This window comes from Marinobacter vulgaris (genome assembly GCF_003344045.1).
Taxonomy (GTDB): Bacteria; Pseudomonadota; Gammaproteobacteria; order Pseudomonadales; family Oleiphilaceae; genus Marinobacter; species Marinobacter vulgaris.
In genome coordinates this window covers 505,801-530,409 of record NZ_QFWX01000001.1, presented here as the reverse complement: position 1 = coordinate 530,409, position 24,609 = coordinate 505,801, and the positions used below count along the sequence as shown (strand labels likewise).

Genomic DNA, 24,609 nt, shown 5'->3' with positions numbered 1-24,609 from the left:
GGACAAGTCGACGGGCCGCCAAGAAATGGCGTAACAAGATGGCAGGCCCGCTGATCCTGGTTCTTTGCATGCTGTCGGTGGTTTTCTGGACGGTGGCTGAAGCGCCCGGGAATGTTATGGTTCCGTTACCGGACCCAAGGCGTGTCATGTTGGTCTGTTACTGCTGATGACATTCATGGGCGGCAGGATTATCGCCCCTGCTGTGGCGGGGACGCCGGAAATGATTGGCTACCTCTATTGCGCCCGGAATCCGGGGGCCTACTCCATAAGATATACGACCCTCATAACATTCTGATTTAAATACATAAAAAATTGATTTTTTTGTATCATCAGCCGCCAGAAAAATGGTTACTAGCTATCCTTTCTTGTCCTTGATATTTGTCATGATCACCCCGACCCTTCCGTTTGCAGAATGGCTCCCATAGCCCATACGCCACCATTGCCGTGGCTCCGGGTCAGCAACCAAAGGAGCAGTTATCATGGCCAAAACCAACGCCGACATCGAACACTGGGATGTCGAAAACGAGGAATTCTGGGAAAGGGAAGGCAAGCGTATTGCGTCCCGAAACCTGTGGATTTCCATCCCCAGCCTGCTGATGGGCTTCGCCATCTGGCTGATGTGGGGCATGATCACCACACAGATGCAGAACCTGGGCTTTCCGTTCTCCATTGAACAACTGTTCACCCTGAGTGCCATTGCCGGACTTTCCGGTGCCACCCTGCGGATTCCGGCGTCGTTCATGATCAAAATCGCCGGTGGCCGCAACACCGTATTTCTGACCACCTCCCTGTTAATGATTCCCGCCCTGGGCACCGGTATTGCACTGATGAACCCGGATACTCCGTTCATTGTCTTCCAGGCGCTGGCGCTGCTGTCCGGTATTGGTGGTGGTAATTTTGCCTGCTCCATGAGCAACATCAGTTCCTTCTACCCGAAAAGCAAACAGGGGTATGGACTGGGGATGAATGCCGGGCTCGGCAACTTCGGTGTTACCACCATGCAAGTCGTGATCCCCCTGGTGATGACCGTCGGTATATTCGGCGCAATTGCAGGTGGGCCGATGGAACTGCAAAGCCCGAGCGGCACTCTGATCGGGCGTATCGAGGCCGGTACCGACACCTGGATCCAGAACGCGGGCTTTATCTGGCTGGTCTTCCTGATACCCCTGGCTTTCGCCAGCTGGTTCGGCATGAACAACCTGCGCACCATTACCCCGAACCCGGGCAGCCCTGCTTCCGCCTTCGGCAAGATTATTGGCCTGTATGCGGTTGGCCTTGTCACCTCCGTAATCGGGGTTTACGCGCTGGACATTCTGAATATGTGGGTGGCGCTGCCCCTGACCATCATCCTGACGCTGGTTCTCCTGCGCCTGATCCCCGGCGATATCAAGCCCAACATCCAGAACCAGTTTGCCATTTTCAGCAACAAGCATACCTGGGCCATGACGGTACTTTACATTCTGACCTTCGGCTCTTTTATCGGCTTTTCCGCTGCCTTGCCGCTGTCCATCAGCGTCATCTTCGGCAACATGATGGAAGTGGCGGCGGACGGCACCGTGACCCGGGTCGTCAATCCTGACGCCCCCAGCGCTCTTACCTGGGCCTGGATCGGGCCTTTCGTGGGAGCCCTGATTCGCCCGGTCGGTGGCTGGATCTCCGACAAGATGGGCGGCGCCATCGTTACCCAGATCATCTCAGTCGTTATGGTGGTGGCATCGGTAGCAACGGGGTATGTGATGATGCTGGCCTACAACTCAACTGATCCCAATAACTACTTCCCGGTGTTCCTGATTCTGTTCATCGTGATGTTTGCCGCCAGTGGTATCGGCAACGGCTCCACCTTCCGCAGCATCGGTGTGATCTTCAATCAGCAGCAAAAAGGCCCGGTGCTGGGCTGGACCTCTGCCGTTGCCGCCTATGGTGCTTTCATCGCCCCCAGGGTAATGGGCCAGGAAATCCAGGCCGGCACACCGGAACTGGCCATGTACGGATTTGCAGTGTTTTATGCGCTATGCCTGGTGGTTAACTGGTGGTTCTACCTGCGCAAGAATGCGTACATCAAGAATCCGTAACAGCCAGCGAAAACGCTCACGAACTGACCGGCTTCCCAAAGGAAGCCGGTTTTGCTTTATCCCCCGCTTGTGAAGGGACGTGGTGGGACAACAGAACCCCGGTCCGCAGCAGTTCACGCAACGTGGTCTGGCCCTGGTCAACTTTCGCCAACCCGTCATCAAGCATGAGCACCCGCCCTCTTTCAACCAGACCATGCCTCAGGCCTTGCTCGTCTTCGTGCCGAAGAATCCGGGCATAATCGTCCTCCGTCAGCTGCCAGGTTTCAAAGATGCCAATGCGACCGTGGAATCCCAGATTATTACAGGCCGGGCAACCCACTGGCCTCCAGGTCACAGCCGGTACCTCGCGGCCGCACTCCCTGAGCCACTGAGCTTCAATCTCATCCGGCTTGTTTTTTGGCCCTGCATGCCGGGCAGAGCTGCAGAGGGTGCATCGCGTATCTCACCGATCAGTACGTAATCCGGGTCAAGGTGCAACATGGCCTAGGTGCCGTTGGCGAAATTCAGCCCGCGGGTCGGATCCAGGTCAGTTTCATCCAGACTGTAAACGAAGCTTCCCTCGTCACAGCGGACAGAGGGAATGGGGTCGAGGGAGGCCATGGCCTTGAGCTGGTTCACCAGGCGTCGGTCAGGCCCTGCAGTATTGCGGGAGGATCATGAAAGCCTGCCGGCGCACCAAGAAAAACCCGCCAGGATTGCTCCTGGCGGGTTCCGGTACAGACAGGTTGAGCCGTGTTGGTCAACCCGCAGTCTTTGCAGCCAACTTCTGCCGTTCCTCCTCTTCGATCTGAAGGTCAACGGAGGACACCTGGTACTCCTCCGCAAAGCCGGACTCGGGTTCCTTCAGCCACATCAGACAGAGGACCCAGCTGACAAAGGCGCCCCCTGCGATGATATAGAAGAACTGTGTGGGCGTGACGAAGGTGAAGATAGTGAGGTACACCACCGCACCGACATTACCGTAGGCACCGGCCATGCCGGAAATCTGCCCGGTGAGGCGGCGTTTGATAGAAGGGATAATGCCGAAGGTGGCACCTTCGGCGCCTTGCACGAAGAACGAGGTAAATACAGTAACAGCCACGGCAATAATCAGTGGCCAGCTGGAGTTCATGAACCCCATCAGTGCGAAGCCGATGGAGATGCCGAACATGTAGCTGAGCATCACGAAACGGCGGTTACCCATACGGTCGGAGACCATGCCCCCCATCGGGCGCGCCAGCAGGTTCACGAAGGCAAACGAAGCCGCAATCATGCCAGCGGCAGCCGCATTCAGGCTCCAGGTTTCCTCAAAAAACATGGGCAGCATGGACACCACTGCCAGCTCTGCACCAAAGTTGGCGAAATAGGTGCTGTTGAGGGCCGCCACGCTGTTGAACGGGTATTTGTCGTCTTCCGGCACACCTTTTTTGAGGATGGGAATGTTCACCCGCAGGATCTGGACGATCTGGTAAATCACAATGGCCGTGATGGCGCCGTAACAGATCAAGGCTCCGGTCATGCCGATATATCCCATGCTCTGAATGCGCCACACCAGGATAGCCAGCACGCCAACCAGTGGGATCGTCCACAGGATAAGCTTGATCATGTCGCCCCAGGAACTGACTTCCAGCGCAATAGCCTTGCGAGGCTTGCGGTGAACGGTACCCGCAGGGCCGTCTGTGATGGCAAACCAGTAATAGACGCCGTAGGCCGCCATGAAAATTGCGCTCTGGGCGATGGCCCAGCGCCAGCCGTCTTCGCCGCCATACATGTGCAGGGCGATGGTGGGCAGAGAGATGGCGGCCGCCGCGGAACCGAAGTTACCCCAGCCGGCGTAGAAGCCCTCGGCGAAGCCGATGTCCCTTGGTTTGAACCACATGGCCGTCATGTGGATACCCACGACAAAACTGGCACCGATAGAGCTGAGTACCAGGCGGCTGACCAGCAGCTGCATCATGGTGGTGCCGAAGGCAAATACCAGCGCCGGGATGGCCATCAGTACCATAAGTACCGAAAACACGCGACGGGGACCAAAGCGGTCCAGGGCCATGCCCACGATAATGCGCGCAGGGATGGTCAGGGCCACGTTACAGATGGCAAACAGGCGGATGTCATCCTTGGTCAGCCAGTCGACGCTCTTCAGCATACTCGACGCCAGGGGCGCCATGTTGAACCACACATAAAAGGTAATAAAGAAGGCAATCCAGGTCAGGTGCAACGCCCTGATTTCCGGATTGCGGACGCGGAATACGTCTGCGACTTTCATTTCAGCCTCCGGGGCTAGACAATGGTTGTTAAGGGGTTATCAAAGGCTGGGCAGAATGAGCAGCGGGCACTGCACCCGGCGCGCGAGGAAGGAGCTCACACTGCCAAAGGTCATGTAATCCAGCTCATCCACGAAATAGGTCAGGGATCTGGCAATAAAGCCGCCATCGGGCTCGTGGCTGTGGCGGGCAATCACCAGCATGTCGGGGCGGATTTTCTTCTCAGCAGCGAACAGCAGCATCTTGCGTGCGTCGCCCTCAAGCATCAGGGTCTCAGCGGCAATTTCCTCGTTCTGACAGACCTCCATCGCCTCCAACAGATGCTGTTTGAGTTCGTCTACCTCCTGCTGGAAGAAATCTTCGTTCCCCGAGGTGATGTCGCGGGGGTTTTCGGCCACGGCAACAAGCGTGATCTGGGGTTTCAGATCCCGAAACATGGTGATGGTTTGAGCCAGGGCCAACCTGGCATTTCTCGAACCGTCGTAGGCAATCATGATTTTCATCGTAGGCTCCAGACCCGTTATGCCAGCGCACACGCATGGCAGGCTTAATATTTGTCAGCATTAGCCCACAATCACCTATTGCCCTCACTTGATATGAATCAATTCCAGCCCCGGGTACCCCACCAGAGACACAGCCGCGGTATCCCCTACACACCTTTCTCCCCATCAACCTCTACCTCCTCATGCCTTCAAGGGGGTACCTCCAATGCCACGGCGGCAGAGTGTCCATTCTTGATATTGTTCAAGTAGCGTTTCGGGGGTGGCGGGATACAGTCGAAGCAATGCATTTGCAGTTATTGGCAGGAGGAAATTGATCATGGAAAACAGCGTATCGAAGCGTGAACAATACCGGGCGCTGGGCATATCCACTTTTGCCTTCACCCTCTGCTTTGCGGTCTGGACCATTTTTTCCATCATCGGCATCAAAATCAGCCAGGACTTCGGGCTGTCGGATACCCAACTCGGATTGTTGATGGCAACGCCCATACTCACCGGATCCATCAGCCGGCTGTTCCTCGGTATCTGGACGGACCGTTTCGGTGGCCGCTGGGTTTTTGGCATATTGATGCTGACAACGGCGGCCTGCGTTTACCTGCTTACGTTTGCCAACAGTTATCTGATGTTGCTGGTGGGCGCCCTGGGAGTCGGCCTGGCCGGCGGTTCATTTATTGTTGGCGTGACCTACACCGCTGCCTGGTTCGAAAGGGAACGCCAGGGCACGGCGCTGGGCATCTTCGGAGCGGGCAACGTAGGCGCCGCCGTGACCAATTTTGGCGCTCCTTTCCTGCTGGTGGCCCTGGGCTGGCAGGGCACCGCCCAGGTCTATGCCACGGTACTGGCGGTCATGGGTGTACTGTTCATCCTCCTTGCCAAAGAGGACCCCATGGCCAGGGAGCGCGCCAGCAAGCAATCCCAGTCGTTCCTGGAACAGATGGCGCCCCTGAAGGAACTGCGGGTGTGGCGCTTCGCACTCTATTATTTTTTCGTGTTCGGCGCGTTTGTCGCCCTGGCCCTGTGGCTGCCCCACTACCTCATTGGCGTCTACGGCCTGAACATCAAAACCGCGGGCATGATTGCGGCGCTCTATACCATTCCTGCCTCCCTGTTCCGTATTCTCGGTGGCTGGATGTCAGATCGTTATGGCGCCCGCCGGGTCATGTACTGGACATTTATGGCCTCGGTGGTCTGCACCTTCCTGCTCAGCTATCCGCCGACCGAATACGTGGTCCACGGTATCGATGGCGATATCCGCTTCTTCCTCGAAGTAGGCCTGGTTCAGTTCGTGATTCTCACGTTTATCCTTGGCTTCTTCATGTCCCTGGGCAAGGCCGCCGTATACAAGCACATTCCGGTTTACTACCCCACCCATGTTGGCGCCGTGGGCGGCGTTGTCGGCATGATTGGTGGTCTCGGGGGGTTCCTGCTGCCGCTGATGTTCGGTGTACTCAACGACATTACCGGAGTCTGGCAGAGCAGCTTCATGCTGATGTTCGTCATTGTGGCTTCAGCCCTGGCCTGGATGCACTACGCCATCCGTTCCGCGGAGAGAGTGGAGTGGGCAGCCCAGGAAACCAAGACCGACCTGCCGGAACTGGCTTCGCCACAGCTGTTCTACCCGCTGAACCGCCCGGCCCGGCAAGACGACCGGCTTACCAACGGTCATCCACCCCTGAAGTAACACGCCCGAAGCTTTTGCCCTTGTAGCCATGACCTGCGCTACCATGCCCCCGACCTCCGGGGGCTTTTTTGCTTGCGGTATATCCAACCCTTCCGACTCGCTTTAGAATTCAGCCTCCACGAACTGCCTGGAGCTGTTGCTTTCCATGTCCAACCAACCTAGCCCTTCAACCGGTTTTGAAAAGCTGCGGCGCATCGAGTCCAGCCGGCTATTTCAGAGCGTGGTCATTGGCATCATTATCCTGTCGGCTCTGACCATCGGCGCCAAAACCTATGAGCTGCCGCCGCTGGTAGAGGGCTCGCTGATCGTGATGGACAACGCCATCACCGTTTTCTTCCTGCTGGAAATCCTGTTCCGGTTCGCCGCCTGTCCCAACAAGAAGCGATTCCTGATGGACGGCTGGAACCTGTTCGATACGCTTGTCGTGCTTGGCAGCCTGATCCCGCTGAATAATTCTGATGCCGTTCTGCTGGGTCGGCTGCTGAGGGTGTTCAGGGTACTGCGGCTGATTTCCGTGGTGCCGGAACTTCGGTTTCTGATCAACTCGCTGCTGAAAGCGATTCCCCGCATGGGCTATATCGCCGTGCTGATGTTCATCATCTTCTATATCTACGCAGCCATGGGCTCCATGTTTTTTGCAAAAGTGGATCAGGACCTGTGGGGAGACGTTGCCATCGCCATGCTGACCCTGTTCAGAGTCGCCACCTTCGAGGACTGGACGGACGTCATGTACGCCACCATGGAGCAGTACCCGTTAAGCTGGATCTACTACCTGACGTTCATCTTCCTGACGGCATTTGTATTCCTGAACATGATGATCGGGGCAATACTGGAGGTAATGAGTGAGGAGCAGAACGCCAAGCAGGCGCAGGAGGCCCATGACGAAAGGGGTGAGATCGCCCGCCAGCTACAGGCGGTTCAGGAACAGTTAAAGGAACTGACGAAGCAGGTGTCAGGGAAGTCTTCCGGGGAGCACTAGCTCCCCGGAAGATCTGTCAGAACGGTTTGGCAATCGCCAGGTGGAAAATTGCCGTGATCTGGACCAGCGCCAGTACCGCGGCAATCACCCTTACCTGGAAGCTCCGGGTTTCCTTGAGTGCAAACATCCCGGCCACAATATAGCCGACCAGCAGGACAATCTTTGCCGTCAGCCAACCGTGCACAAGCGGCATCCACGGCGTGACAAAGATCAGGGCGATAGCGGCCACCAACAATACCGTATCATTGACGTGCGGGATCCAGCGCAGAGGGGTCTTGCGCCAATCAGGCTTGCCCACCGCATCCAGCAGCAGGCGCAAAGAAAACAGCACCACCGTCAGGTAGGCCGCAAGCATGTGGATACTTTTCAGAGTCAGGTAGCTGCCCATAAACTAATCCTTTGGAAATCATATCGATAGTTACATTGTACGCAAAAGTACCGCCTGATGGGTATGTTATTCCTGCAAACATTTATCTAACATGCACGTTATATTCAGACTGCCAGTGGAGTTATTGTCATGCAGGCTATTCCCACAACCGAAACCGCAGGGAGCGCAAGCATCCCTAAGCTGTTCGGCTATCCGTTTCGCATTTTCTTTGTTTCCATGGCAGTGCTGGCTATTCTCGCCATTCCCGTGTGGATTCTGCAGGTCAGTGGTGCCATTCAACTGCCACTGGCCATGCCGGGACTATTCTGGCATCAGCATGAAATGCTGTTCGGCTTCCTGTCTGCGGCCATCGCCGGCTTTCTACTGACCGCTGTTTGCGTATGGACCCAGACCGAGCGGACCCACGGCTTGCGTCTTGCTCTGCTGTGGGGAGTCTGGCTCGCAGGGCGGCTGTTACTGGCATTCGGCGAAGGCATGCCGGACTGGCTGGTTCATGGTGTAAACCTGGCCTTCCTGCCGCTGGTAATGCTGGATGCCGGATGGCGTGTATGGCACGCAAAACAGAAGCGGCAATTGATGATTCTGGTAGTACTTGGACTGCTCTGGCTGATGCAGATCGGCTTTGTCACCAGGCTCGACCCTGCCTTCAGCTATGGTGCCCTGATCATGGCCATGGCGTTGATCAGCATCATTGGTGGTCGCATCACCCCTGCCTTCTCCGCAGGCTGGCTCCGTCAACGGGGACTGGATGCAACCCGGGTTAAAATCGTCCCTGCCCTGGATATGGCCGTGCTGTTCAGCATGATACTGCTGATGGCATCCCTGGTTTCCGGCTGGCAAACCATAACAGCCATTCTCGCCATTACCGCTGCCGTGCTGATGCTGGTGCGCCTTGCCGGCTGGAAAGGCTGGCTGTTCCGCAAGGAACCGCTGCTGTGGGTGCTGCACCTGTCCATCCTCTGGGTGCCGGTTGCACTGTTGCTGCTCGCCGGTTCCCTGCTGGCCGGCTGGCCCAGCAACGCCTGGACACATGCCGCCGGGACCGGCGCCGTGGGCTGTCTCATCCTGGGCGTTATCGCCCGGGTATCCCTCGGCCATACCGGTCGCCCACTGGTTCTGCCACGGGGCATGGTCGCCGCATTCTGGATGATCCAGCTGGCAGCACTTGTGCGCGTGATAACCGCTTTCGATGTCATACCCTGGCACGCGGGTGTGGGTGCAAGCTCGCTGTTATGGGTGCTCGCATTCGGTGTGTTCCTGGCCCGGTATTCCCAGATACTGGCGTCACCACGGCCTGACGGCAAGGAAGGCTGAAGCTTCGAGAAACCACCGCGATGCCCTGATGCCCGTCAGTCTTTGCCGGGCACTTCCCCAAAAACTGCAACCAATGGTCAATAGCCAAATGCTGAATAACAGCTAAAGTATAAGAAACCATTTTGTAACAGGAACAATGGCATTATGACCCCCGATCACTTTGACAAGGCGGACTTGATCGCCTGCGGGCACGGCACGCTTTTCCCGGGCAAGATGCGGCTGCCTATCAACGAAATGCTGATGATGGACCGCGTAACCCATTTCAGTGAAACCGACGGCCAATACGGCAAAGGCAGCATCATTGCCGAACTGGATATCAACCCTGACCTGTGGTTCTTCAAGGTGCATTTTGTCGATGATCCGGTCATGCCTGGCTGCCTGGGCCTCGATGCCATGTGGCAGCTGGTGGGTTTTTTCCTGGCGGCGACCGGGGGCGAAGGCAAAGGCCGGGCACTGGGAAGCGGTGAGGTAAAATTTTCAGGCCAGGTGCTGCCAACCAACAAACTGGTTCGCTATCACCTTGATATAAAACGGGTGATCCGCCGCAAGCTGACCATGGCGATTGCCGATGCCCGCATGGAAGTGGATGGCCGCGAGATATACACAGCCAAAGATCTCAAGGTTGGCATGTTCAATTCAACGGATGACTTTTAGGAGCCATTAAATGCGTCGTGTTGTCATTACAGGTATGGGGATTGTCTCCAGCCTCGGAACCAATCAAGATGAAGTGACCCGGTCATTGCGGGACTCGATTCCTGGCATCGGCTTCAGCCAGGAAGCCAAGGACAACGGCCTGCGCAGCCATGTCTGCGGCCAGATCGACCTGAACCTGCCGGACCTGATCGACCGCAAGCTGATGCGCTTCATGTGCCCGGCTTCCGGTTACACCTACCTGGCCATGAAAGAAGCCATTGCGCAGGCAGGGCTAACGGACGAGCAGATCCGCGCCAACTCAACCGGAGTCATTACAGGGGCGGGTGGAGCCTCCACCGTGGAACTGATGGACGCGATTGATACCCATCGCGCCAAGGGTATCCGCCGCGTTGGCCCTTACCGTGTACCCCGCACCATGGGCAGCGCCATTAACGCGTCTCTGGCCACGGCATTCGGTATTACCGGCGTTAACTACGGCATTACGTCCGCCTGCGCCACCAGCGCCCACTCCATCGGCCATGCCGGTGACCTGATTGCTCTTGGCCGCCAGGACGTCATGTTCGCCGGCGGTGGCGAAGATATCCACTGGACCCTGAGCCTGATGTTTGACGCCATGGGTGCTCTGTCCACCAAGTACAACGACACTCCCGGAAAAGCCTCCCGCACCTATGACAAGGATCGGGACGGTTTTGTCATCTCCGGTGGCGGCGGCATACTGGTACTGGAAGCCCTGGAACATGCAGAGGCCCGCGGTGCCAACATACTGGCGGAACTGGTCGGCTTCGGCGCCACCTCTGACGGCGCGGATATGGTCGCCCCGAGCGGCGAAGGCGCAATCCGCTGTATGCAGCAGGCCATGAAGAACGTGGATGGCGAGATCAGCTATATCAACACTCACGGCACCAGCACGCCCGCCGGGGATGTCACCGAGCTGAAGGCACTGAAGGAAACCTTTGGTGACAGGATACCGCCGCTGAGTTCGACCAAACCACTGTGCGGCCACGCCCTGGGCGCTGCCGGGGTACACGAGGCCATCTACAGCCTGATCATGCAGCGGGGAAACTTTATCGCTCCGTCTGCCAACATCGAAAACCTCGATGAAGGCGCCGAAGGCTACCCCATCGTACGGGAGCGGCAGGACAACGTGGACCTGCCCCTGGTGATGAGCAACAGCTTTGGCTTTGGCGGCACCAACGGCACCTTGGTGTTCAAGAAAGTCTGATAACTGCAGCGAGGCCCGGGGCACGCAAGTTCCCCGCCCCGGGCCCGATCAGGCGCTACACTGCCATGGAACGGTAGGCCCCCGGCGACTTACCCATCCAGCGCTTGAACGCGCGGCTGAACGCACTGAGCTCCGAGAAACCCAACTGTTCGGCAATTTCCACCAGCGACTTGCTGCGGTCATTCAGATACGCCAACGCGCGTTCGCGCCGGATCTCTTCAAGCAACGCCGCAAACGTATGGCCCTCCCGCTTCAGCCTTTTGTGTAGTGTATGCCGGCTCATGTGCAGTTGGGAGGCAATGGCTTCCACCCCCACCCGACCACGCTCCAGATGTCCGGCAATCAACGAAGTCACTCGCGCATTGAAGGGCACTTTCGGCGCAAGGGGCTCCATCGGATCTGATTGCATGTCTCTTACTCCTGATATCTCAATGCGGGCGCTGAACAATTCCAGATGTCAGCGTACACATGTTAGCCGAAAATAACCATCTCCGGGCTTGAGCCGCATCAAGGAAAAAATCATCCGATAAGGCACCATGAGCCGCTCTCAACCTCTGAACAACCGACGTCCCTATCCGGAGCGCCAATGCACATTCCCGAACTGCTGGCTCCTGCCGGCACTGCCGACCACCTTGAAACCGCCTTTGCCTATGGCGCAGATGCTGTCTACGCCGGCCAGCCCCGGTACTCGCTGAGAGTAAGGAATAACAGCTTCAAAAACATGACGGCTCTTGGCGCAGGCATCACCCGCGCTCACGAACTGGGCAAACAGTTCTATTTGGTGTCCAACATTTCACCCCACAACGACAAGGTCCGAAGCTACCTGAGGGACCTGGAACCGGTACTGGAATACCGTCCCGATGCCCTGATCATGTCCGACCCTGGGCTGATCATGCTGGTGCGCGAAAAATGGCCGGACCAGCCCATACATCTGTCGGTGCAGGCCAACGCCGTCAACTGGGCAACCGTGGAGTTCTGGCGCAGGCAGGGTATCAGCCGTGTCATCCTGTCCCGGGAACTGGCTCTGGACGAGATCCGGGAAATACGCGAGAAAGTACCCGGGATGGAACTCGAAGTCTTCGTCCACGGCGCCCTCTGCATGGCTTACTCCGGCCGCTGCCTGCTGTCCGGCTACATGAACCACCGCGACGCCAACCAGGGCGCCTGCACCAACGCCTGCCGCTGGAACTACAAGGAAGTCAGCCACAGCCACGACCAGACCGGTGACCTCATCGCCACCTCAACCAATGGCGAGGTCCAGACCGCCGAACCCCGGGAAATCCTGCTGGAAGAGCCCAATCGCCCCGGCAGCTACATCCCCGCCTACGAGGATGAACACGGCACCTACATCATGAACTCCAAAGACCTACGCGCCGTCCAGCACGTCGCGGCACTGGCGGAGATGGGCATCCACTCCCTGAAAATCGAAGGCCGCACCAAAAGCACCTACTACGTCGCCCGCACCACCCAGGCCTACCGCCGCGCTATCGACGACGCCGCAAAGGGCAAACCCTTCGACATGAACCTGATGAACCAGCTCGAAGCCCTCTCCAACCGCGGCTACACCGAAGGCTTCCTGCGACGCCACGTTCCCCGGGAATACCAGAACTACGACCAGGGCTCCTCCCTGAACGGCAGCCAACAGGTTGTCGGCACCATCACCGACGTAAATGACCAATGGCTCACCATCGACGTGAAAAACAAGTTCGCTCCCGGTGACGCCCTGGAACTGATCACCCCCGCTGGCAACCTGCGATTCAGCGCGGAAACCATGGAAAACCGGAACGGTGAATCCATGGAATATGCCCCCGGCAGCGGCCATATCGTCCGCATCCCGAAACCCCACTCGCTGCCCGATTTGCTTGACTTCAGTTATCTGACTCGAATCCTGCCATCATCTACCTAGCAGTTTTTGAGTCGATCGAGACCAGCAATTAGTCGAAGGCATCGGGCGGGTCTGGCTCCCAAAACCGTGCATTGCCAGGGATGGCAATGCCGAGCCCCCATGGATGGGTTCACGGCGTGTTTTGGGAGCCAGACCCGCCTGAGGCCCGCCACTACAGCTTCCAGTCTTACCCCAGGCAAGGCCAAAGCTATCAATCCGATTGGGAGCCCCTTAGTGCCCCAAGAGCCGATTAAGGTATAATCACGACACGCGCAATTTAATACCTGACTATTTTACTCTGGTATTGTATACTTACTCACCATAAGAAACGGATTTTGCCCTTGGATATCAACAGGGCAACACCCAGTCCGTCATCCAAAAACCGATTGAAGGGCGTAGTTACTGCATGGGCAACCACTGCAACGCCCGCAAAATTTACATCCGCAAGGTGGCGCCAAACGAGGCCACCTGCGACACCAGGGGCTGCAAAGCCCGAGATGAGAGAATACGGAGCGACGATCATGGCGACCACCGATAAAGAGGTGAACGAGCTGATCAAACGGGAGTACGAACACGGTTTCGTAACAGACATCGAATCCGACACGTTCGAACCCGGCCTGAACGAAGACGTGATTGCCCGCCTTTCCGGCATCAAGAAAGAGCCGGAGTGGATGCTGGAATGGCGCCTGAAAGCCTACCGTCGCTGGCTGGAAATGGACGAGCCGGACTGGGCGCACGTGGGTTACCCGAAAATCGATTACAACTCGATTTCCTACTACTCCGCGCCCAAGCGCCCGGAGGACATGCCCCAGAGCCTAGATGAAGTGGATCCGGAACTGCTCAGAACCTACGAGAAACTGGGCATTCCCCTGCACGAGCGTGAAAAGCTGGCAGGCGTGGCTGTCGACGCAGTATTCGACTCTGTATCCGTGGCAACCACTTTCAAGGAACCACTGGCCAAGGCGGGTGTGATTTTCTGCTCGATCTCCGAAGCCATTCAGGACTACCCGGAACTGGTCAAAAAGTATCTGGGCTCCGTGGTTCCTGCCGGCGACAACTTCTTCGCCGGCCTGAATTCCGCAGTCTTCTCCGACGGCACCTTTGTTTATGTGCCCAAGGGCGTGCGCTGTCCCATGGAACTGTCCACCTATTTCCGCATCAACGCGGCCAACACCGGGCAGTTCGAGCGCACACTGATTATTGCCGAAGACAGCAGCTACGTAAGCTACCTGGAAGGCTGCACCGCCCCGATGCGGGACGAGAATCAGCTCCACGCTGCCGTGGTTGAACTGGTTGCCCTGGACGATGCGCAGATCAAATATTCCACGGTCCAGAACTGGTATCCGGGGGACGAGAACGGCAAGGGCGGCATCTTCAATTTCGTGACCAAGCGCGGTGCCGCCATTGGCAAGAATTCGAAGATTTCCTGGACCCAGGTCGAAACCGGTTCCGCCGTCACCTGGAAGTACCCGAGCTGCATTCTGCGCGGCGACAACAGCGTCGGCGAATTCTACTCGGTGGCGCTGACCAACAACTATCAGCAGGCCGATACCGGCACCAAGATGATTCACCTGGGCAAGAACACCTCCAGCACCATCATCTCAAAGGGTATTTCCGCCGGCAGGAGCTCCAACGCCTATCGCGGCCTGGTTAAATTCGGCCCCGGTGCGGAAGGTGCGCGCAACTACACCCAGTGTGATTCGCTGCTGATCGGCGACCGCTGTGGCGCTCACACCTTCCCGTACATCGAAAGCAAAAACAAATCGGCCATCGTCGAGCACGAGGCCACCACCTCCAAGGTCAGCGACGAGCAGATGTTCCTCTGCCGCCAGCGCGGTATCGACCCGGAGCAGGCTGTTTCCATGATTGTGAACGGCTTCTGTAAAGAGGTGTTCAAGGAGCTGCCGATGGAGTTTGCCGTTGAGGCTGGCAAGTTGCTTGAGGTTAGTCTTGAGGGGTCTGTGGGTTAATGCTTCATTGCCCCGCTGGGTTTGGTGGAGGTCAGTGAGCAGGTTGGGTCTTCCGGGACACGCCGTGAATACGTCCATGTAGGCTCCTAAAAAACGTCCTTGTTTTTTAGGGTCCCGGAAGACCCAACCTGCTCACTGCCCCGGACTTTTAACGGGCACGAATACAGATCGATCCGCCGAGACAACGTTATTTTGCTTCGGCGGGCAGACACAAAAGTATGCGGAAGCCATCGGGCAGGCCCTTCCGGGATCGTAAAAATCAGGGATGATTTTTCCGAGCGTACATGGACGTATTCACAGCGTATCCCGGAAGGGGCTGCCCGAGGGCTGACTCCCCCACAGTTGGCAGTCAGCCCAAGGCACAAGAATTCAGACATCAGGAAGAGAGAAGCCATACATGCTGAGCATCAAGAACCTGCACGCATCCGTTGAGGGTGAAGAGATCCTCAAGGGCATCAACCTGGAAATCAAGGCCGGGGAAGTTCATGCCATTATGGGCCCCAACGGCTCTGGCAAGAGTACGCTGTCCCAGGTGCTTGCAGGCAACGAGACGTTTGAGGTGACTGAAGGCGAAATCACTCTGAACGGCGAGAACCTGCTGGATCTCGAGACCGAAGAGCGGGCTCGCGAAGGCATTTTCCTGGCGTTCCAGTATCCGGTAGAGATTCCCGGTGTCAGCAACCTCCAGTTCCTGCGCACCGCCGTTAACGCCATGCGCACACACCGTGGCGAGCCAGAGATGAACGCGGCCGAGTTCATGAAGCTGGCCAGGGAAGTTTCCAAGCAGGTGGATCTCGACCCCGCCTTCCTCAAGCGCGGTGTTAACGAAGGCTTCTCCGGCGGCGAAAAGAAGCGCAACGAAATCATGCAGGCACTGCTGCTTCAGCCGAAGCTGGCGATTCTGGATGAGACCGATTCGGGGCTTGATATCGATGCTCTGCAGGTGGTTTCCAAGGGCGTCAACGCCCTGCGTGCCGACGACCGCGCCATTCTGATGGTGACTCACTACCAGCGCCTGCTGAATCACATCGTACCGGATTACGTGCACGTTCTCGCCGGTGGCCGGATTGTCAAATCCGGTGGGCGTGAGCTGGCTCTGGAGCTTGAAGAGCGCGGTTACGGCTGGCTCGGCGTGAAAGACGAAGAAACCACCCCCAGTGCAGCCAGCTAAGGAGGTCGTGGAATGAAACCAGCACCAACGCTTTCCAGCGCCTTCCTTGAGCCGGCAGGGCATTCACTGCCCGGGCCGCTGCTTGAGCTGCGCAAACAACGGGGTACGGCACTGGTCGATATGCCTTTGCCCACCCGTAAAACCGAAAACTGGAAGTACTCCAGCCGGCACCTGAAGCTGACGGACGGTCTGGCAGCCTCTCTGCCCGCGACCGGCAAAAACGGGCTGAGCCTTTCACTGCCCGGTTACCGGGTGGTGTTCCGTAACGGCGTCATGATTCCCGAGGCCTCGGACTTTCCGGATATCGAGGGCATCCTGATTCAGCGTTTCGGTGACCTTGATGACAGCGATGCCGCTGCCCTTGCCGAGCGCCTGGACAACACCCTGGACACCCGCGCAGTACAGATGGCGCGGCTGAACTCGGCCCGCTTTGAGGATGGCCTTTACATCCGCCTCGACAAGGAAGCGGTGCTCGACCAGCCACTTTTCTTTGTGCACGAAGTCACCGGTACGGATTCCGGCTCAGCCTACCCACGTATCTATGTGGATGCGGCGCGACACAGCCAGATTACCCTGGTTGAGGAATATCTCTCCAGTGGCGATCAGCCGGTCATGGTCGACTCGGTCACCGAGTTCACGCTGGGCGACGGCGCCAACGTCACCAGCGTGCGCCTGGTCATGGAAGGTGAGAACGTTCAGCACATTGGCGCCACCGGTGTGCGCCAGGCAGCCAACTCCCGCTTTGAGAGCCATTGCGTCGGATTTGGCGGGCCACTCCGCCGCCATGATCTGATGGTCCGCCTGGAAGGCGAAGGCGGCGAGTGCAAATTGAATGGCGTGGTGGTTACCCAGGGCAAGCAGCATTACGACAACCACACCTCTATTGAGCATGTGGCTGCCCACTGCAACAGCGAGGAAACCTACCGCAACATTGCTGCGGACCAGTCCCATGCTGTCTTCAACGGCCGCATCCATATTCACGAGGATGCCCAGAAGTCGAACGCCAACATGAACAACAAGAACCTGTTGCTCTCCACCGGCGCCGAGATAGACACCAAACCCGAACTGGAAATCTACGCGGACGATGTGAAGTGTGCCCACGGCGCCACCATTGGCCAGCTGGACAAGATATCCCTGTTCTATCTGGTTTCCCGTGGCATCGGTCGGCGCGAAGCCAATACGCTCCTGACCATGGCGTTCATCAACGAACTCGTTGAACAGATCCCGGTCCAGGCAGTCAAAGATGCTGCCCAGATCCGGCTGAATGAGTTTTTCGACCAGACATTTGAGGAGGCCTGACCGGTTATGACAGACCTTTCCGTGGCAACAAAGGCTGGCAAAGCGGCGTTTGACGTCGACGCTGTCCGCCGGGACTTTCCGATTCTTGATCAGCAGATCAACGGCAAGCCTTTGGTATACCTGGACAATGGCGCATCTGCCCAGAAGCCTATTGCCGTGCTCGACGCCATGGACAGGTATTACCGGGAAATGCACTCCAACGTCCATCGCGGTGCCCATACCCTGGGTGACCGTGCCACCAGTGCGTTCGAAGGTGCCCGGGAAAAGGCCCGTTCATTCCTGAACGCCGGCAGCACCCGTGAGATTGTCTGGACGCGAGGAACCACCGAGGCCATTAATCTGATTGCCAATGGCCTGGCCGGTCGCCTGCAGCCGGGTGACGAGATCCTCGTCAGCCATATGGAGCACCACGCCAATATCGTGCCGTGGCAGATGATTGCCGAACGCACTGGCGCAAAAGTGCTTCCTGTGCAGGTTACACCGCAAGGCGAGCTGGATCTGGACTCGTTCAACAGCCTGCTGGGTGACCGCACCCGGATACTGGCATTGACCCATGTATCCAACGTTCTCGGTACCATTAACCCGATCGCTCCGCTGATTGAACAGGCCAAGGCTCGTGGCATTATTACCGTGATCGACGGAGCCCAGGCAGTGCCCCACTACAAGCCGGATGTTCAGGCCCTGGGCTGTGATTTTTACATGTTCTCGGCCCACAAACTGTTTGGACCCACCGGGATCGGTGTCCTTTACGGCAAGGCCCAGCTGCTTGAAGAAATGCCCCCTTACCAGGGTGGCGGGGAGATGATTGAGCGGGTGTCGTTCGAGCGCACCACCTGGAACACCCTGCCCTATAAGTTTGAGGCGGGCACACCGGCCATTGCCGAGGCCGTCGGCCTGGGCGCAGCGATTGACTATCTGGATGGTCTAGACCGTCCCGGTATGGAAGCGTCGGAAGCTGCCCTGCTGGCCCGCGCCAACGAGCTGGTGGAAACGGTTCCCGGCATGGAGATCATTGGTACCTCCAGCAACAAAGTGCCGGTCATGTCCTTTAAAATCGCCGGCCTGCACCCCAGTGATATAGGCACGCTGCTGGACCAGCAAGGCATTGCGATCCGCACCGGCCACCACTGCGCCATGCCGCTGATGGACTTTTACGGGGTTCCCGGGACAGCCCGGGCATCCTTCGCGTTTTACAATACACTGGAAGAAGTGGAACAATTATTCACTGCTCTGCAGAAAATCCAGCGCCTGTTTGCCTGATGGAGGTGGAAACATGACAGCCGAAGTCTTTACACCAACCGTAGCCGTCACCATGACGCCCACTGCGGTGAAACACGTACGCAAACAACTGGACAAGAAGCCAGGAGCGAAAGGTATCCGCCTGGCCATCAAGAAAAGCGGATGTTCCGGCTTCAAATACGAAACCCAGTGGGTGGAGGAAGTTGGCGCGGACGACAAGGTGTTCCACATTGATGGTGTGGACCTGTTCGTTAAGGAAGAGCACCTGCCGCTGGTCAACGGCATTGAGATCGATTTTGTGACGGAAGGGGTTAACTCCCTGTTCCAGTTCCGGAACCCGAATGCGACTGCGGAATGTGGTTGCGGCGAAAGTTTTACCGTCGCCTGAATACGAACCTATAACGAGGCCCTCTAAGGCATGCAAGAACGGGAAGTGGTCCTGACCAAACGCGAAGTAGAGGCACGCCTGGTGCCAACCGGAACCGAAATCATGATTCCGTCGGACACCTTTGTGACCATAACACAGTCACTGGGCGGCAGTTTTACTGTTGCCGTAAACGGCAATCTCGCTCGCATCGAAGGCCACAACGCCGATGCCCTGGGCAAGAAGCCCCTGGAAAGCAGCTTCGAAACCCCCGCAGACGGCACCGTGAACGAAAACCAGGTCTGGGAAGCTATGCAGAATTGCTACGACCCGGAGATTCCGGTCAACGTGGTGGATCTGGGCCTCATCTACGACTGCAGGATTGATAACGACCCCGAAAACGGTAACCATGTCTACGTCCTGATGACCCTGACCGCGGCCGGCTGCGGCATGGGCCCGGTGATCACCGAGGACGTCAAGACCAAGCTCGAGCACGTGCCCAATGTCAACAAGGTCACGGTTGAGCTTACCTTCGACCCGCCCTGGAACAACGACATGCTCACCGACGAAGCCAAGCTTGAACTGGGGATGCTGTAATGACCGCCTCTGAACAGGACTTTCTCGACAACCCGCTCGGCAAAGACACCACCCTGGACGATGTGGTGGATGGCTTCGAATTCCTGGACGACTGGGAAGAGCGATACGCGTTTATTATTGACCTGGGCAAGCAGCTGCCAGCATTCCCGGATGACGAGCGCACGGAAGAGAATTACGTGCACGGTTGCCAGAGCCAGGTCTGGCTGATTCATCACTACGATGAGCAGAGCGGCAAGCTGTACCTGCTGATTGACTCCGATGCCATCATCGTCCGCGGCCTTGCAGCGATTATCCTGGTGGCGCTCAATGGCAAGACGCCCAGAGAACTCCTGGCCACGGACATAGACGAGCTGTTTGAGCAACTGGACCTGTTCCGCCACATCTCCCCCACCCGGGGCAACGGGCTTCGGGCCATGGTGGGCAAGATTCGCGATATCGCGGCGGAAACCGTCGCAGCCTGAGCGCGCTTGTGCAAGCGCTCACCAGACAATCGCCACGTCATCCCGCTGAATATTGATCAGCCCCCCCGAGACAGGCATATTGCCGTTGCTGAAATCCGGATGGACGTTGTTCAACGTCACCGTCGTACGGCTGTCCTGCAGCTCCGGCGTGGCACCGGGAGAATCGAAAAAGCTGTTACTGCGGTAGAGTTTCAGCTCATCACCCGGCCGCAGACCCGCCGTGGCGCCAGAGTCCAGCGTTACCCTGTTACCGTCCACCCGGGTTACCCTCGTAATAAAAGGCTGGCACGCCAGGGCATTGTTGACCGCAGCGGTCATATCCCTCATCAGCCCGCCAACGGCCTGGCCATAGCTGGTTTCCTGGAAACCGGCAGAACCGAAGCCGTCGGATGAACCCGGACCAGCATTCCAGCGCGCCTCCGTCGCGAACCGCTCCTGGTAAATCGGCGAGCCACTGAAACCGTCATAGATCATCAAATCCGCCACGAAGCGCCGGTTCTGATTAACGGCACCGATTCCCCGCTGCATGCGGTCGATAATGGAGGTACCCCAGGCATCCGGATCGGACACCCCGACATCACGGATTACCCCGGCAACCACGAACTGCACGCCGAGCTCCCGCGCCACCTGAATTACGTTGGTAAGACGGTTGTTGAACTTCTGCTGTGTCGGCGCATTCAGAAGATCACTGAACAGCCGTTGGGTGGTGGCACCGAACACCTGGAGGTTACCGGTGGCCCGAAGATCCGCCTGCAGCAATTGCGGCAAGATTTCGCCGGCATCGCCGATCCGGCCAATGCGGGCCTGATCCGGGTACACCATGGGGAAGCCGGTCACGGCAACCCGCTTCCTGAGCCCCACAGCCTCACCAGCCTGGCAATGGCCACTCCCGGACATATCAGCCCGCACCGTCACGCGCAGAAGATTGCCGCGGCGATATTCGTCCACCACTTTCACTGACCTTGCCCGCGACGACGAAGCAACCTGCAGACGGGACTCGGTGATCACTCCATTCTCTACCGTATCGCGGCTGCTGATTGTCGCCTCATACTGCAGGGACACATCCCGCAGGGCAGCCTGCCTGGCTTCCTGCCTGGCGCTATCCACGTCATCGTCGTGGATGGTGGCATGTCCGATGCCCTCAAGCACCACGGCCTGGGCAGTGGCCGCTGCCATCAGCGCTGTAATAACCAGAATTGCCAGCTTCATGGCGGATTGGTCTCTCAGTCGAGGTAATAGAGGGAGTCGACGCCCCGGCTCTGGACATCACCGACGCTGTCGTTATCCCTGGGCATGGGAATCGGGCACAGGTCCTGCACCTGGGTATCAGCCACACGGGATACACAGGCGCGGAACCTCGGCTCCAGCTTCAACTCCATCACCGTCTCCACAACCCCGTCACTGTGCTCATTCACGGCAACCATCTTGGCGCCGCGAATGTAGCTGTCCACGTAGGTGCGAAACATATCGTTCTGCAACACGAAATCATCCACCGTTGAGCTGCCGTAAATCACCGTGCCATAGACCCGTTCCGCCAGATTGCGGTAGGCATCCAGCTGTGACGCCCGCCGGGCCAGCAGGCGTTTACGGGTGTTCAGGCGATCTTTCGACGCATTTTCATAGGTTCCAAAGCCACTGACCCGGACCGTAATGGGGTCCAGCCCGGTCTGCTGCCGTGACACACTCTCATTCCGGTGCTGTCCGACCGGGGCACAGCCCACCATTGTCACCACCAGCGCAGGTATCAGTATCCACCGCAGGGTCATGTTGATTCTCCGAAAAAACACCAGTTCGGCGCTTCCATGAAAAATTCACGCCAACCTTTGTAACTGGCTGAAATTTATCACCCACCACCCGATAAGGCTGTTTTCACTTCATCCGGGCGGCAAAAAACCACCGCCATTTACATTATGAAAACAAACCGTTACCGCATCACCGGTGTGTCGCCAAAGCAACTGGATTAGTCTGAACATCGCGTAATCTTTAAACCGACACTAAAAATGCATCATCAGGATCCATCATGACCGAAAATCGTCTGACAAAGCTCTCTCTGGCCATTGGCCTGTCCATCGCAACCACTTCTGCTATGGCCAGCCCGCAAGCGTTTATGTCCGCCCGCTCTTTCGCAATGGGTGGGACTGGTGTTGCTGTTGCCACTCCTTCCACTGCACCCGCATCCAATCCGGCGATGATGGCGGCAGACCACCACAGCTGGAATGATGATTTCGGTTTACAATTGCTGTCTTTAAACGCCAGAGCGGCTGATGAGGAAGAAGTCATTGACCAGGTTGACGACATTCAGGACGTGATCGACGACCTAGAATCCCGGATCTCCTCATTTAAGCAGAACACAAGCGACCAACAAGCCGTTCAGAACGGAGCAGCCGATCTCCGCGACCGCCTTACGGCATTTGACGACGACACCATGCGGGCCAACATTGGGTTGGGTCTGGGCTTCGCTGTACCAGGCAAGTCACTGTCCATCGGTGTCTTCACCAACGCGAACCTCACTGCCACCGTTCGCGGCGATGTCTCAAACCAGGACACCACTCTTCTTGACGCCATCGCTGAAGCTCCCGACGCAACAGCAGTGCAGGCAGAAATCAATCAGGTTACGAACGCTGATGGCAGCTTGGCACTTACTTCAAAGGGTAAAATCCTGGCTTCGGCAGTCGGCGAGGTTGGCGTTTCCTTTGCGCGCCAGTTTGAACTGTCCAATGGCAATCAATTCCAGTTCGGACTCTCACCAAAATACGTTGAACTCAGAACATTTCAATACACAGAAAGCGTTTCCGGTTTTGAAGACGATGAGTCAGATGATGACCAATATCAAACCGACAAAAGCGGCTTCAATCTGGACATGGGTGCAGCTTACGCCTTTGGTGAAGAAAAACAGTGGAACGCAGGGATCGTCATCAAGAACCTGATTCCCATGGAACTCGACTCCGCTGCCAGCCGCCCCGAGTTGGATGAAAAGGTGAGAACACTGGAGCTCAACCCTATGGCGACCGTCGGTATAGCCCATAAGAGCGATTTCCATGTGGTGACTGCAGAAGTTGACTTGACCAAAAAAGAAGCATTCGGCTTTGAAGACGACACCCAGTGGATGGCCTTTGGCGCAGAGTTTGATGCCTTCCGTTACGCCCAGCTTCGAGTTGGGGTTCGTCACAACCTGGCCAGCAACGATGACAATAACGGTATTGAGGAAAAAACTCAATTCACTGCGGGTCTTGGTCTGAATATTCTCGGTGCCCGAGTTGATATCGGTGGTCTGTTCAGCGACGCCGACATGGGCGCTGCCATCGAACTCGGCGCCGCGTTCTGATCCTTTGAGGATTGCAAGTCCACTGCAGCCCGGCGCCCCGCCGGGCTTTTTTTATAGCCGTCCGGTTTGCCAGGGCCGGGCCTTACCCTGATAATCCCCCCCGAGAAACATTCCACAGGGAGCATCACCCGATTCATGAAAACCTACCTGGTTGGCGGCGCTGTACGTGACGAACTTCTTGGCCTGCCGGTAAAGGACCGGGATTGGGTAGTCACCGGCGCAACGCCAGAGGAAATGCTCCTGCGGGGCTTCAAACAGGTGGGCGCGGACTTCCCGGTCTTCCTGCATCCGGATACCCGGGAAGAATACGCACTGGCGCGAACGGAGCGAAAACAGGGGCGAGGCTATCACGGCTTTACCGTCTACAGCGCTCCGGACGTGCCCCTGGAAGAGGACCTCAAGCGCCGGGACCTTACCATCAATGCCATGGCCAAATCCGTCGATGGCGAGTTGATCGATCCATTCGGGGGCCGCAAAGACATCCAGTCTCGCAGGCTGCACCACGTCTCCGAAGCCTTTGCCGAGGATCCATTGCGGATTCTTCGCACCGCGCGGTTTGCCGCTCGGCTGCAGCCAATGGGTTTTGCCGTGGCGGAGTCAACCATGACACTGATGAAGCAGATGGTCGACGACGGTGAAATCGACGACCTGGTGCCGGAACGGGTCTGGCAGGAAATCCAGCGTGCCCTGCATGAAAACGAACCCGGCACCTTTTTTGAGGTCCTTCGTGATTGCGGGGCACTGGCGAACATCATTCCTGAACTGGGCGAGGACGAGGCTTTTGCAGCCGCAGTCCGGGCGCTTCGCTGCGTTCATGACAGCCACGGTGAAACACCGGCCCGATTCGCGGCACTGATGTCGCCGCTGTCGCCAACTGACGCCCGCAACCGGGCCTCGCGACTGAAGGCTCCGAACGACTGCCAGGATCTGGCCCGGCTTACCACCAGCCTGATGCCGCAGATCCGTGCCATGTCCAGCTTCCAGCCAGATGCACTGCTTCGGTTACTGGATGAAGCCGATGTCTGGCGCCGTGTGGACCGGTTTTCGGGATTACTGCTGACCCTGGGATGCGCCCTGCCAGACACCGAGCATGAGAAGCTGGGCTGGCTGGAATCGGCACAGCGTGCCGCTATCGGGGTTGAGGCAAAGGAATTGATGGCGCAGGGGTTCCGGGGAAAAGAACTGGGGCAGGCAATTCACAGGGAGCGGTTGCAGCGCATCTCCACATGCCACAAGACACAGTGA

23 protein-coding genes and 1 pseudogene are annotated in these 24,609 nt (G+C 57.6%); 16 read left to right on the top strand and 8 right to left on the bottom strand.

Annotation, left to right across the window (positions count from 1 at the left end):
* Positions 1–479 precede the first annotated feature (479 nt).
* A complete protein-coding gene (locus DIT71_RS02450; protein WP_114611605.1) occupies positions 480–2,072 on the top strand; it encodes an MFS transporter in 1,593 nt (530 codons plus the stop codon).
* A 16-nt stretch (positions 2,073–2,088) separates the two neighbouring features.
* Here the strand turns inward: DIT71_RS02450 and DIT71_RS02445 are convergent.
* From DIT71_RS02445 to DIT71_RS02435, 4 genes and pseudogenes are all read right to left on the bottom strand, one after another.
* Positions 2,089–2,484 (bottom strand): annotated as a pseudogene (locus DIT71_RS02445) (ATPase, T2SS/T4P/T4SS family); the annotation flags it as partial.
* A 71-nt stretch (positions 2,485–2,555) separates the two neighbouring features.
* The gene (locus DIT71_RS18350) at positions 2,556–2,690 is read right to left on the bottom strand and encodes a hypothetical protein (RefSeq protein WP_264756318.1); all 135 of its coding nucleotides are present in this window, start codon (positions 2,688–2,690) and stop codon (positions 2,556–2,558) included.
* Between the two features lie 121 nt (positions 2,691–2,811).
* Entirely contained in the window at positions 2,812–4,317 is a 1,506-nt protein-coding gene (locus DIT71_RS02440; RefSeq protein WP_114611603.1) for an MFS transporter, read from the bottom strand.
* A gap of 39 nt (positions 4,318–4,356) precedes the next feature.
* Positions 4,357–4,818: a universal stress protein gene (locus DIT71_RS02435; protein ID WP_114611602.1), complete on the bottom strand. Its 462-nt coding sequence runs from the start codon at positions 4,816–4,818 to the stop codon at positions 4,357–4,359.
* A gap of 316 nt (positions 4,819–5,134) precedes the next feature.
* On the opposite strand from DIT71_RS02435, the gene DIT71_RS02430 reads away from it, so the two are divergent.
* Positions 5,135–6,496, top strand: coding sequence for an MFS transporter (locus DIT71_RS02430; protein ID WP_114611601.1), 1,362 nt, complete (start codon positions 5,135–5,137; stop codon positions 6,494–6,496).
* Positions 6,497–6,641: 145 nt separating this feature from the next.
* Entirely contained in the window at positions 6,642–7,475 is an 834-nt protein-coding gene (locus DIT71_RS02425; RefSeq protein ID WP_114611600.1) for an ion transporter, read from the top strand.
* Between the two features lie 16 nt (positions 7,476–7,491).
* Here DIT71_RS02425 and DIT71_RS02420 read toward each other — a convergent pair whose 3' ends face one another.
* Positions 7,492–7,863 carry a SirB2 family protein gene (locus DIT71_RS02420; protein WP_114611599.1) on the bottom strand — a complete coding sequence of 124 codons (372 nt, stop codon included), beginning with the start codon at positions 7,861–7,863 and terminating at the stop codon, positions 7,492–7,494.
* 129 nt (positions 7,864–7,992) lie between these two features.
* On the opposite strand from DIT71_RS02420, the gene DIT71_RS02415 reads away from it, so the two are divergent.
* The 3 genes from DIT71_RS02415 (at position 7,993) to fabB (ending at position 11,053) form a co-directional block, all read left to right on the top strand.
* A complete protein-coding gene (locus DIT71_RS02415; RefSeq protein ID WP_114611598.1) occupies positions 7,993–9,177 on the top strand; it encodes an NnrS family protein in 1,185 nt (394 codons plus the stop codon).
* 144 nt (positions 9,178–9,321) lie between these two features.
* A complete protein-coding gene (gene fabA / locus DIT71_RS02410) occupies positions 9,322–9,831 on the top strand; it encodes a bifunctional 3-hydroxydecanoyl-ACP dehydratase/trans-2-decenoyl-ACP isomerase (RefSeq protein WP_114611597.1) in 510 nt (169 codons plus the stop codon).
* Between the two features lie 10 nt (positions 9,832–9,841).
* Complete coding sequence (fabB, locus tag DIT71_RS02405) at positions 9,842–11,053, top strand: beta-ketoacyl-ACP synthase I (protein WP_114611596.1); 1,212 nt, start codon at positions 9,842–9,844, stop codon at positions 11,051–11,053.
* Between the two features lie 55 nt (positions 11,054–11,108).
* Here fabB and DIT71_RS02400 read toward each other — a convergent pair whose 3' ends face one another.
* Positions 11,109–11,462 carry a helix-turn-helix transcriptional regulator gene (locus DIT71_RS02400; protein ID WP_114611595.1) on the bottom strand — a complete coding sequence of 118 codons (354 nt, stop codon included), beginning with the start codon at positions 11,460–11,462 and terminating at the stop codon, positions 11,109–11,111.
* A 177-nt stretch (positions 11,463–11,639) separates the two neighbouring features.
* Between DIT71_RS02400 and trhP the strand changes: the two genes are divergently transcribed.
* From trhP to DIT71_RS02355, 8 genes are all read left to right on the top strand, one after another.
* Positions 11,640–12,959, top strand: a complete 1,320-nt coding sequence (gene trhP, locus DIT71_RS02395; protein WP_114611594.1) for a prephenate-dependent tRNA uridine(34) hydroxylase TrhP — start codon at positions 11,640–11,642, stop codon at positions 12,957–12,959.
* Positions 12,960–13,459: 500 nt separating this feature from the next.
* Positions 13,460–14,908: a Fe-S cluster assembly protein SufB gene (gene sufB, locus DIT71_RS02385; RefSeq protein ID WP_114611592.1), complete on the top strand. Its 1,449-nt coding sequence runs from the start codon at positions 13,460–13,462 to the stop codon at positions 14,906–14,908.
* A gap of 397 nt (positions 14,909–15,305) precedes the next feature.
* A complete protein-coding gene (gene sufC / locus DIT71_RS02380) occupies positions 15,306–16,079 on the top strand; it encodes a Fe-S cluster assembly ATPase SufC (RefSeq protein WP_114611591.1) in 774 nt (257 codons plus the stop codon).
* Positions 16,080–16,091: 12 nt separating this feature from the next.
* Complete coding sequence (sufD, locus tag DIT71_RS02375; RefSeq protein ID WP_114611590.1) at positions 16,092–17,378, top strand: Fe-S cluster assembly protein SufD; 1,287 nt, start codon at positions 16,092–16,094, stop codon at positions 17,376–17,378.
* A 6-nt stretch (positions 17,379–17,384) separates the two neighbouring features.
* Positions 17,385–18,638 (top strand): aminotransferase class V-fold PLP-dependent enzyme, encoded by a 1,254-nt coding sequence (locus DIT71_RS02370; protein WP_114611589.1) that lies wholly within the window; start codon positions 17,385–17,387, stop codon positions 18,636–18,638.
* A gap of 13 nt (positions 18,639–18,651) precedes the next feature.
* A complete protein-coding gene (locus DIT71_RS02365) occupies positions 18,652–19,005 on the top strand; it encodes a HesB/IscA family protein (RefSeq protein WP_114611588.1) in 354 nt (117 codons plus the stop codon).
* A gap of 30 nt (positions 19,006–19,035) precedes the next feature.
* Positions 19,036–19,578, top strand: coding sequence for a putative Fe-S cluster assembly protein SufT (gene sufT, locus DIT71_RS02360; RefSeq protein WP_114611587.1), 543 nt, complete (start codon positions 19,036–19,038; stop codon positions 19,576–19,578).
* On the top strand, positions 19,578–20,039 hold the full coding sequence (locus DIT71_RS02355; protein WP_114611586.1) for a SufE family protein: 462 nt from the start codon (positions 19,578–19,580) through the stop codon (positions 20,037–20,039). The genes sufT and DIT71_RS02355 overlap by 1 nt, the downstream gene beginning before the upstream one ends.
* An 18-nt stretch (positions 20,040–20,057) precedes the next feature.
* Here the strand turns inward: DIT71_RS02355 and DIT71_RS02350 are convergent, their stop codons facing one another.
* Together DIT71_RS02350 and DIT71_RS02345 are read right to left on the bottom strand one after the other, a co-directional pair.
* Positions 20,058–21,248: a flagella assembly protein FlgT gene (locus tag DIT71_RS02350; RefSeq protein ID WP_114611585.1), complete on the bottom strand. Its 1,191-nt coding sequence runs from the start codon at positions 21,246–21,248 to the stop codon at positions 20,058–20,060.
* Positions 21,249–21,262: 14 nt separating this feature from the next.
* Positions 21,263–21,805, bottom strand: a complete 543-nt coding sequence (locus tag DIT71_RS02345) for an LPP20 family lipoprotein (RefSeq protein WP_114611584.1) — start codon at positions 21,803–21,805, stop codon at positions 21,263–21,265.
* A 254-nt stretch (positions 21,806–22,059) separates the two neighbouring features.
* Here DIT71_RS02345 and traF point away from each other — a divergent pair, with 254 nt between their 5' ends.
* Positions 22,060–23,364: a conjugal transfer protein TraF gene (traF, locus tag DIT71_RS02340; RefSeq protein WP_114611583.1), complete on the top strand. Its 1,305-nt coding sequence runs from the start codon at positions 22,060–22,062 to the stop codon at positions 23,362–23,364.
* A gap of 135 nt (positions 23,365–23,499) precedes the next feature.
* Positions 23,500–24,609: a multifunctional CCA tRNA nucleotidyl transferase/2'3'-cyclic phosphodiesterase/2'nucleotidase/phosphatase gene (locus DIT71_RS02335; RefSeq protein ID WP_114611582.1), complete on the top strand. Its 1,110-nt coding sequence runs from the start codon at positions 23,500–23,502 to the stop codon at positions 24,607–24,609.

Excerpts from the sequence above, each read along its gene's own strand:
- DIT71_RS02450 (WP_114611605.1), top strand. The coding sequence starts at position 480 with ATGGCCAAAACCAACGCCGACATCGAACACTGGGATGTCGAAAACGAG.
- DIT71_RS02440 (WP_114611603.1), bottom strand. The coding sequence starts at position 4,317 with ATGAAAGTCGCAGACGTATTCCGCGTCCGCAATCCGGAAATCAGGGCG.
- DIT71_RS02435 (WP_114611602.1), bottom strand. The coding sequence starts at position 4,818 with ATGAAAATCATGATTGCCTACGACGGTTCGAGAAATGCCAGGTTGGCC.
- DIT71_RS02430 (WP_114611601.1), top strand. The coding sequence starts at position 5,135 with ATGGAAAACAGCGTATCGAAGCGTGAACAATACCGGGCGCTGGGCATA.
- DIT71_RS02425 (WP_114611600.1), top strand. The coding sequence starts at position 6,642 with ATGTCCAACCAACCTAGCCCTTCAACCGGTTTTGAAAAGCTGCGGCGC.
- DIT71_RS02420 (WP_114611599.1), bottom strand. The coding sequence starts at position 7,863 with ATGGGCAGCTACCTGACTCTGAAAAGTATCCACATGCTTGCGGCCTAC.
- DIT71_RS02415 (WP_114611598.1), top strand. The coding sequence starts at position 7,993 with ATGCAGGCTATTCCCACAACCGAAACCGCAGGGAGCGCAAGCATCCCT.
- fabA (WP_114611597.1), top strand. The coding sequence starts at position 9,322 with ATGACCCCCGATCACTTTGACAAGGCGGACTTGATCGCCTGCGGGCAC.
- fabB (WP_114611596.1), top strand. The coding sequence starts at position 9,842 with ATGCGTCGTGTTGTCATTACAGGTATGGGGATTGTCTCCAGCCTCGGA.
- DIT71_RS02400 (WP_114611595.1), bottom strand. The coding sequence starts at position 11,462 with ATGCAATCAGATCCGATGGAGCCCCTTGCGCCGAAAGTGCCCTTCAAT.
- trhP (WP_114611594.1), top strand. The coding sequence starts at position 11,640 with ATGCACATTCCCGAACTGCTGGCTCCTGCCGGCACTGCCGACCACCTT.
- sufB (WP_114611592.1), top strand. The coding sequence starts at position 13,460 with ATGGCGACCACCGATAAAGAGGTGAACGAGCTGATCAAACGGGAGTAC.
- sufC (WP_114611591.1), top strand. The coding sequence starts at position 15,306 with ATGCTGAGCATCAAGAACCTGCACGCATCCGTTGAGGGTGAAGAGATC.
- sufD (WP_114611590.1), top strand. The coding sequence starts at position 16,092 with ATGAAACCAGCACCAACGCTTTCCAGCGCCTTCCTTGAGCCGGCAGGG.
- DIT71_RS02370 (WP_114611589.1), top strand. The coding sequence starts at position 17,385 with ATGACAGACCTTTCCGTGGCAACAAAGGCTGGCAAAGCGGCGTTTGAC.
- DIT71_RS02365 (WP_114611588.1), top strand. The coding sequence starts at position 18,652 with ATGACAGCCGAAGTCTTTACACCAACCGTAGCCGTCACCATGACGCCC.
- sufT (WP_114611587.1), top strand. The coding sequence starts at position 19,036 with ATGCAAGAACGGGAAGTGGTCCTGACCAAACGCGAAGTAGAGGCACGC.
- DIT71_RS02355 (WP_114611586.1), top strand. The coding sequence starts at position 19,578 with ATGACCGCCTCTGAACAGGACTTTCTCGACAACCCGCTCGGCAAAGAC.
- DIT71_RS02350 (WP_114611585.1), bottom strand. The coding sequence starts at position 21,248 with ATGAAGCTGGCAATTCTGGTTATTACAGCGCTGATGGCAGCGGCCACT.
- DIT71_RS02345 (WP_114611584.1), bottom strand. The coding sequence starts at position 21,805 with ATGACCCTGCGGTGGATACTGATACCTGCGCTGGTGGTGACAATGGTG.
- traF (WP_114611583.1), top strand. The coding sequence starts at position 22,060 with ATGACCGAAAATCGTCTGACAAAGCTCTCTCTGGCCATTGGCCTGTCC.
- DIT71_RS02335 (WP_114611582.1), top strand. The coding sequence starts at position 23,500 with ATGAAAACCTACCTGGTTGGCGGCGCTGTACGTGACGAACTTCTTGGC.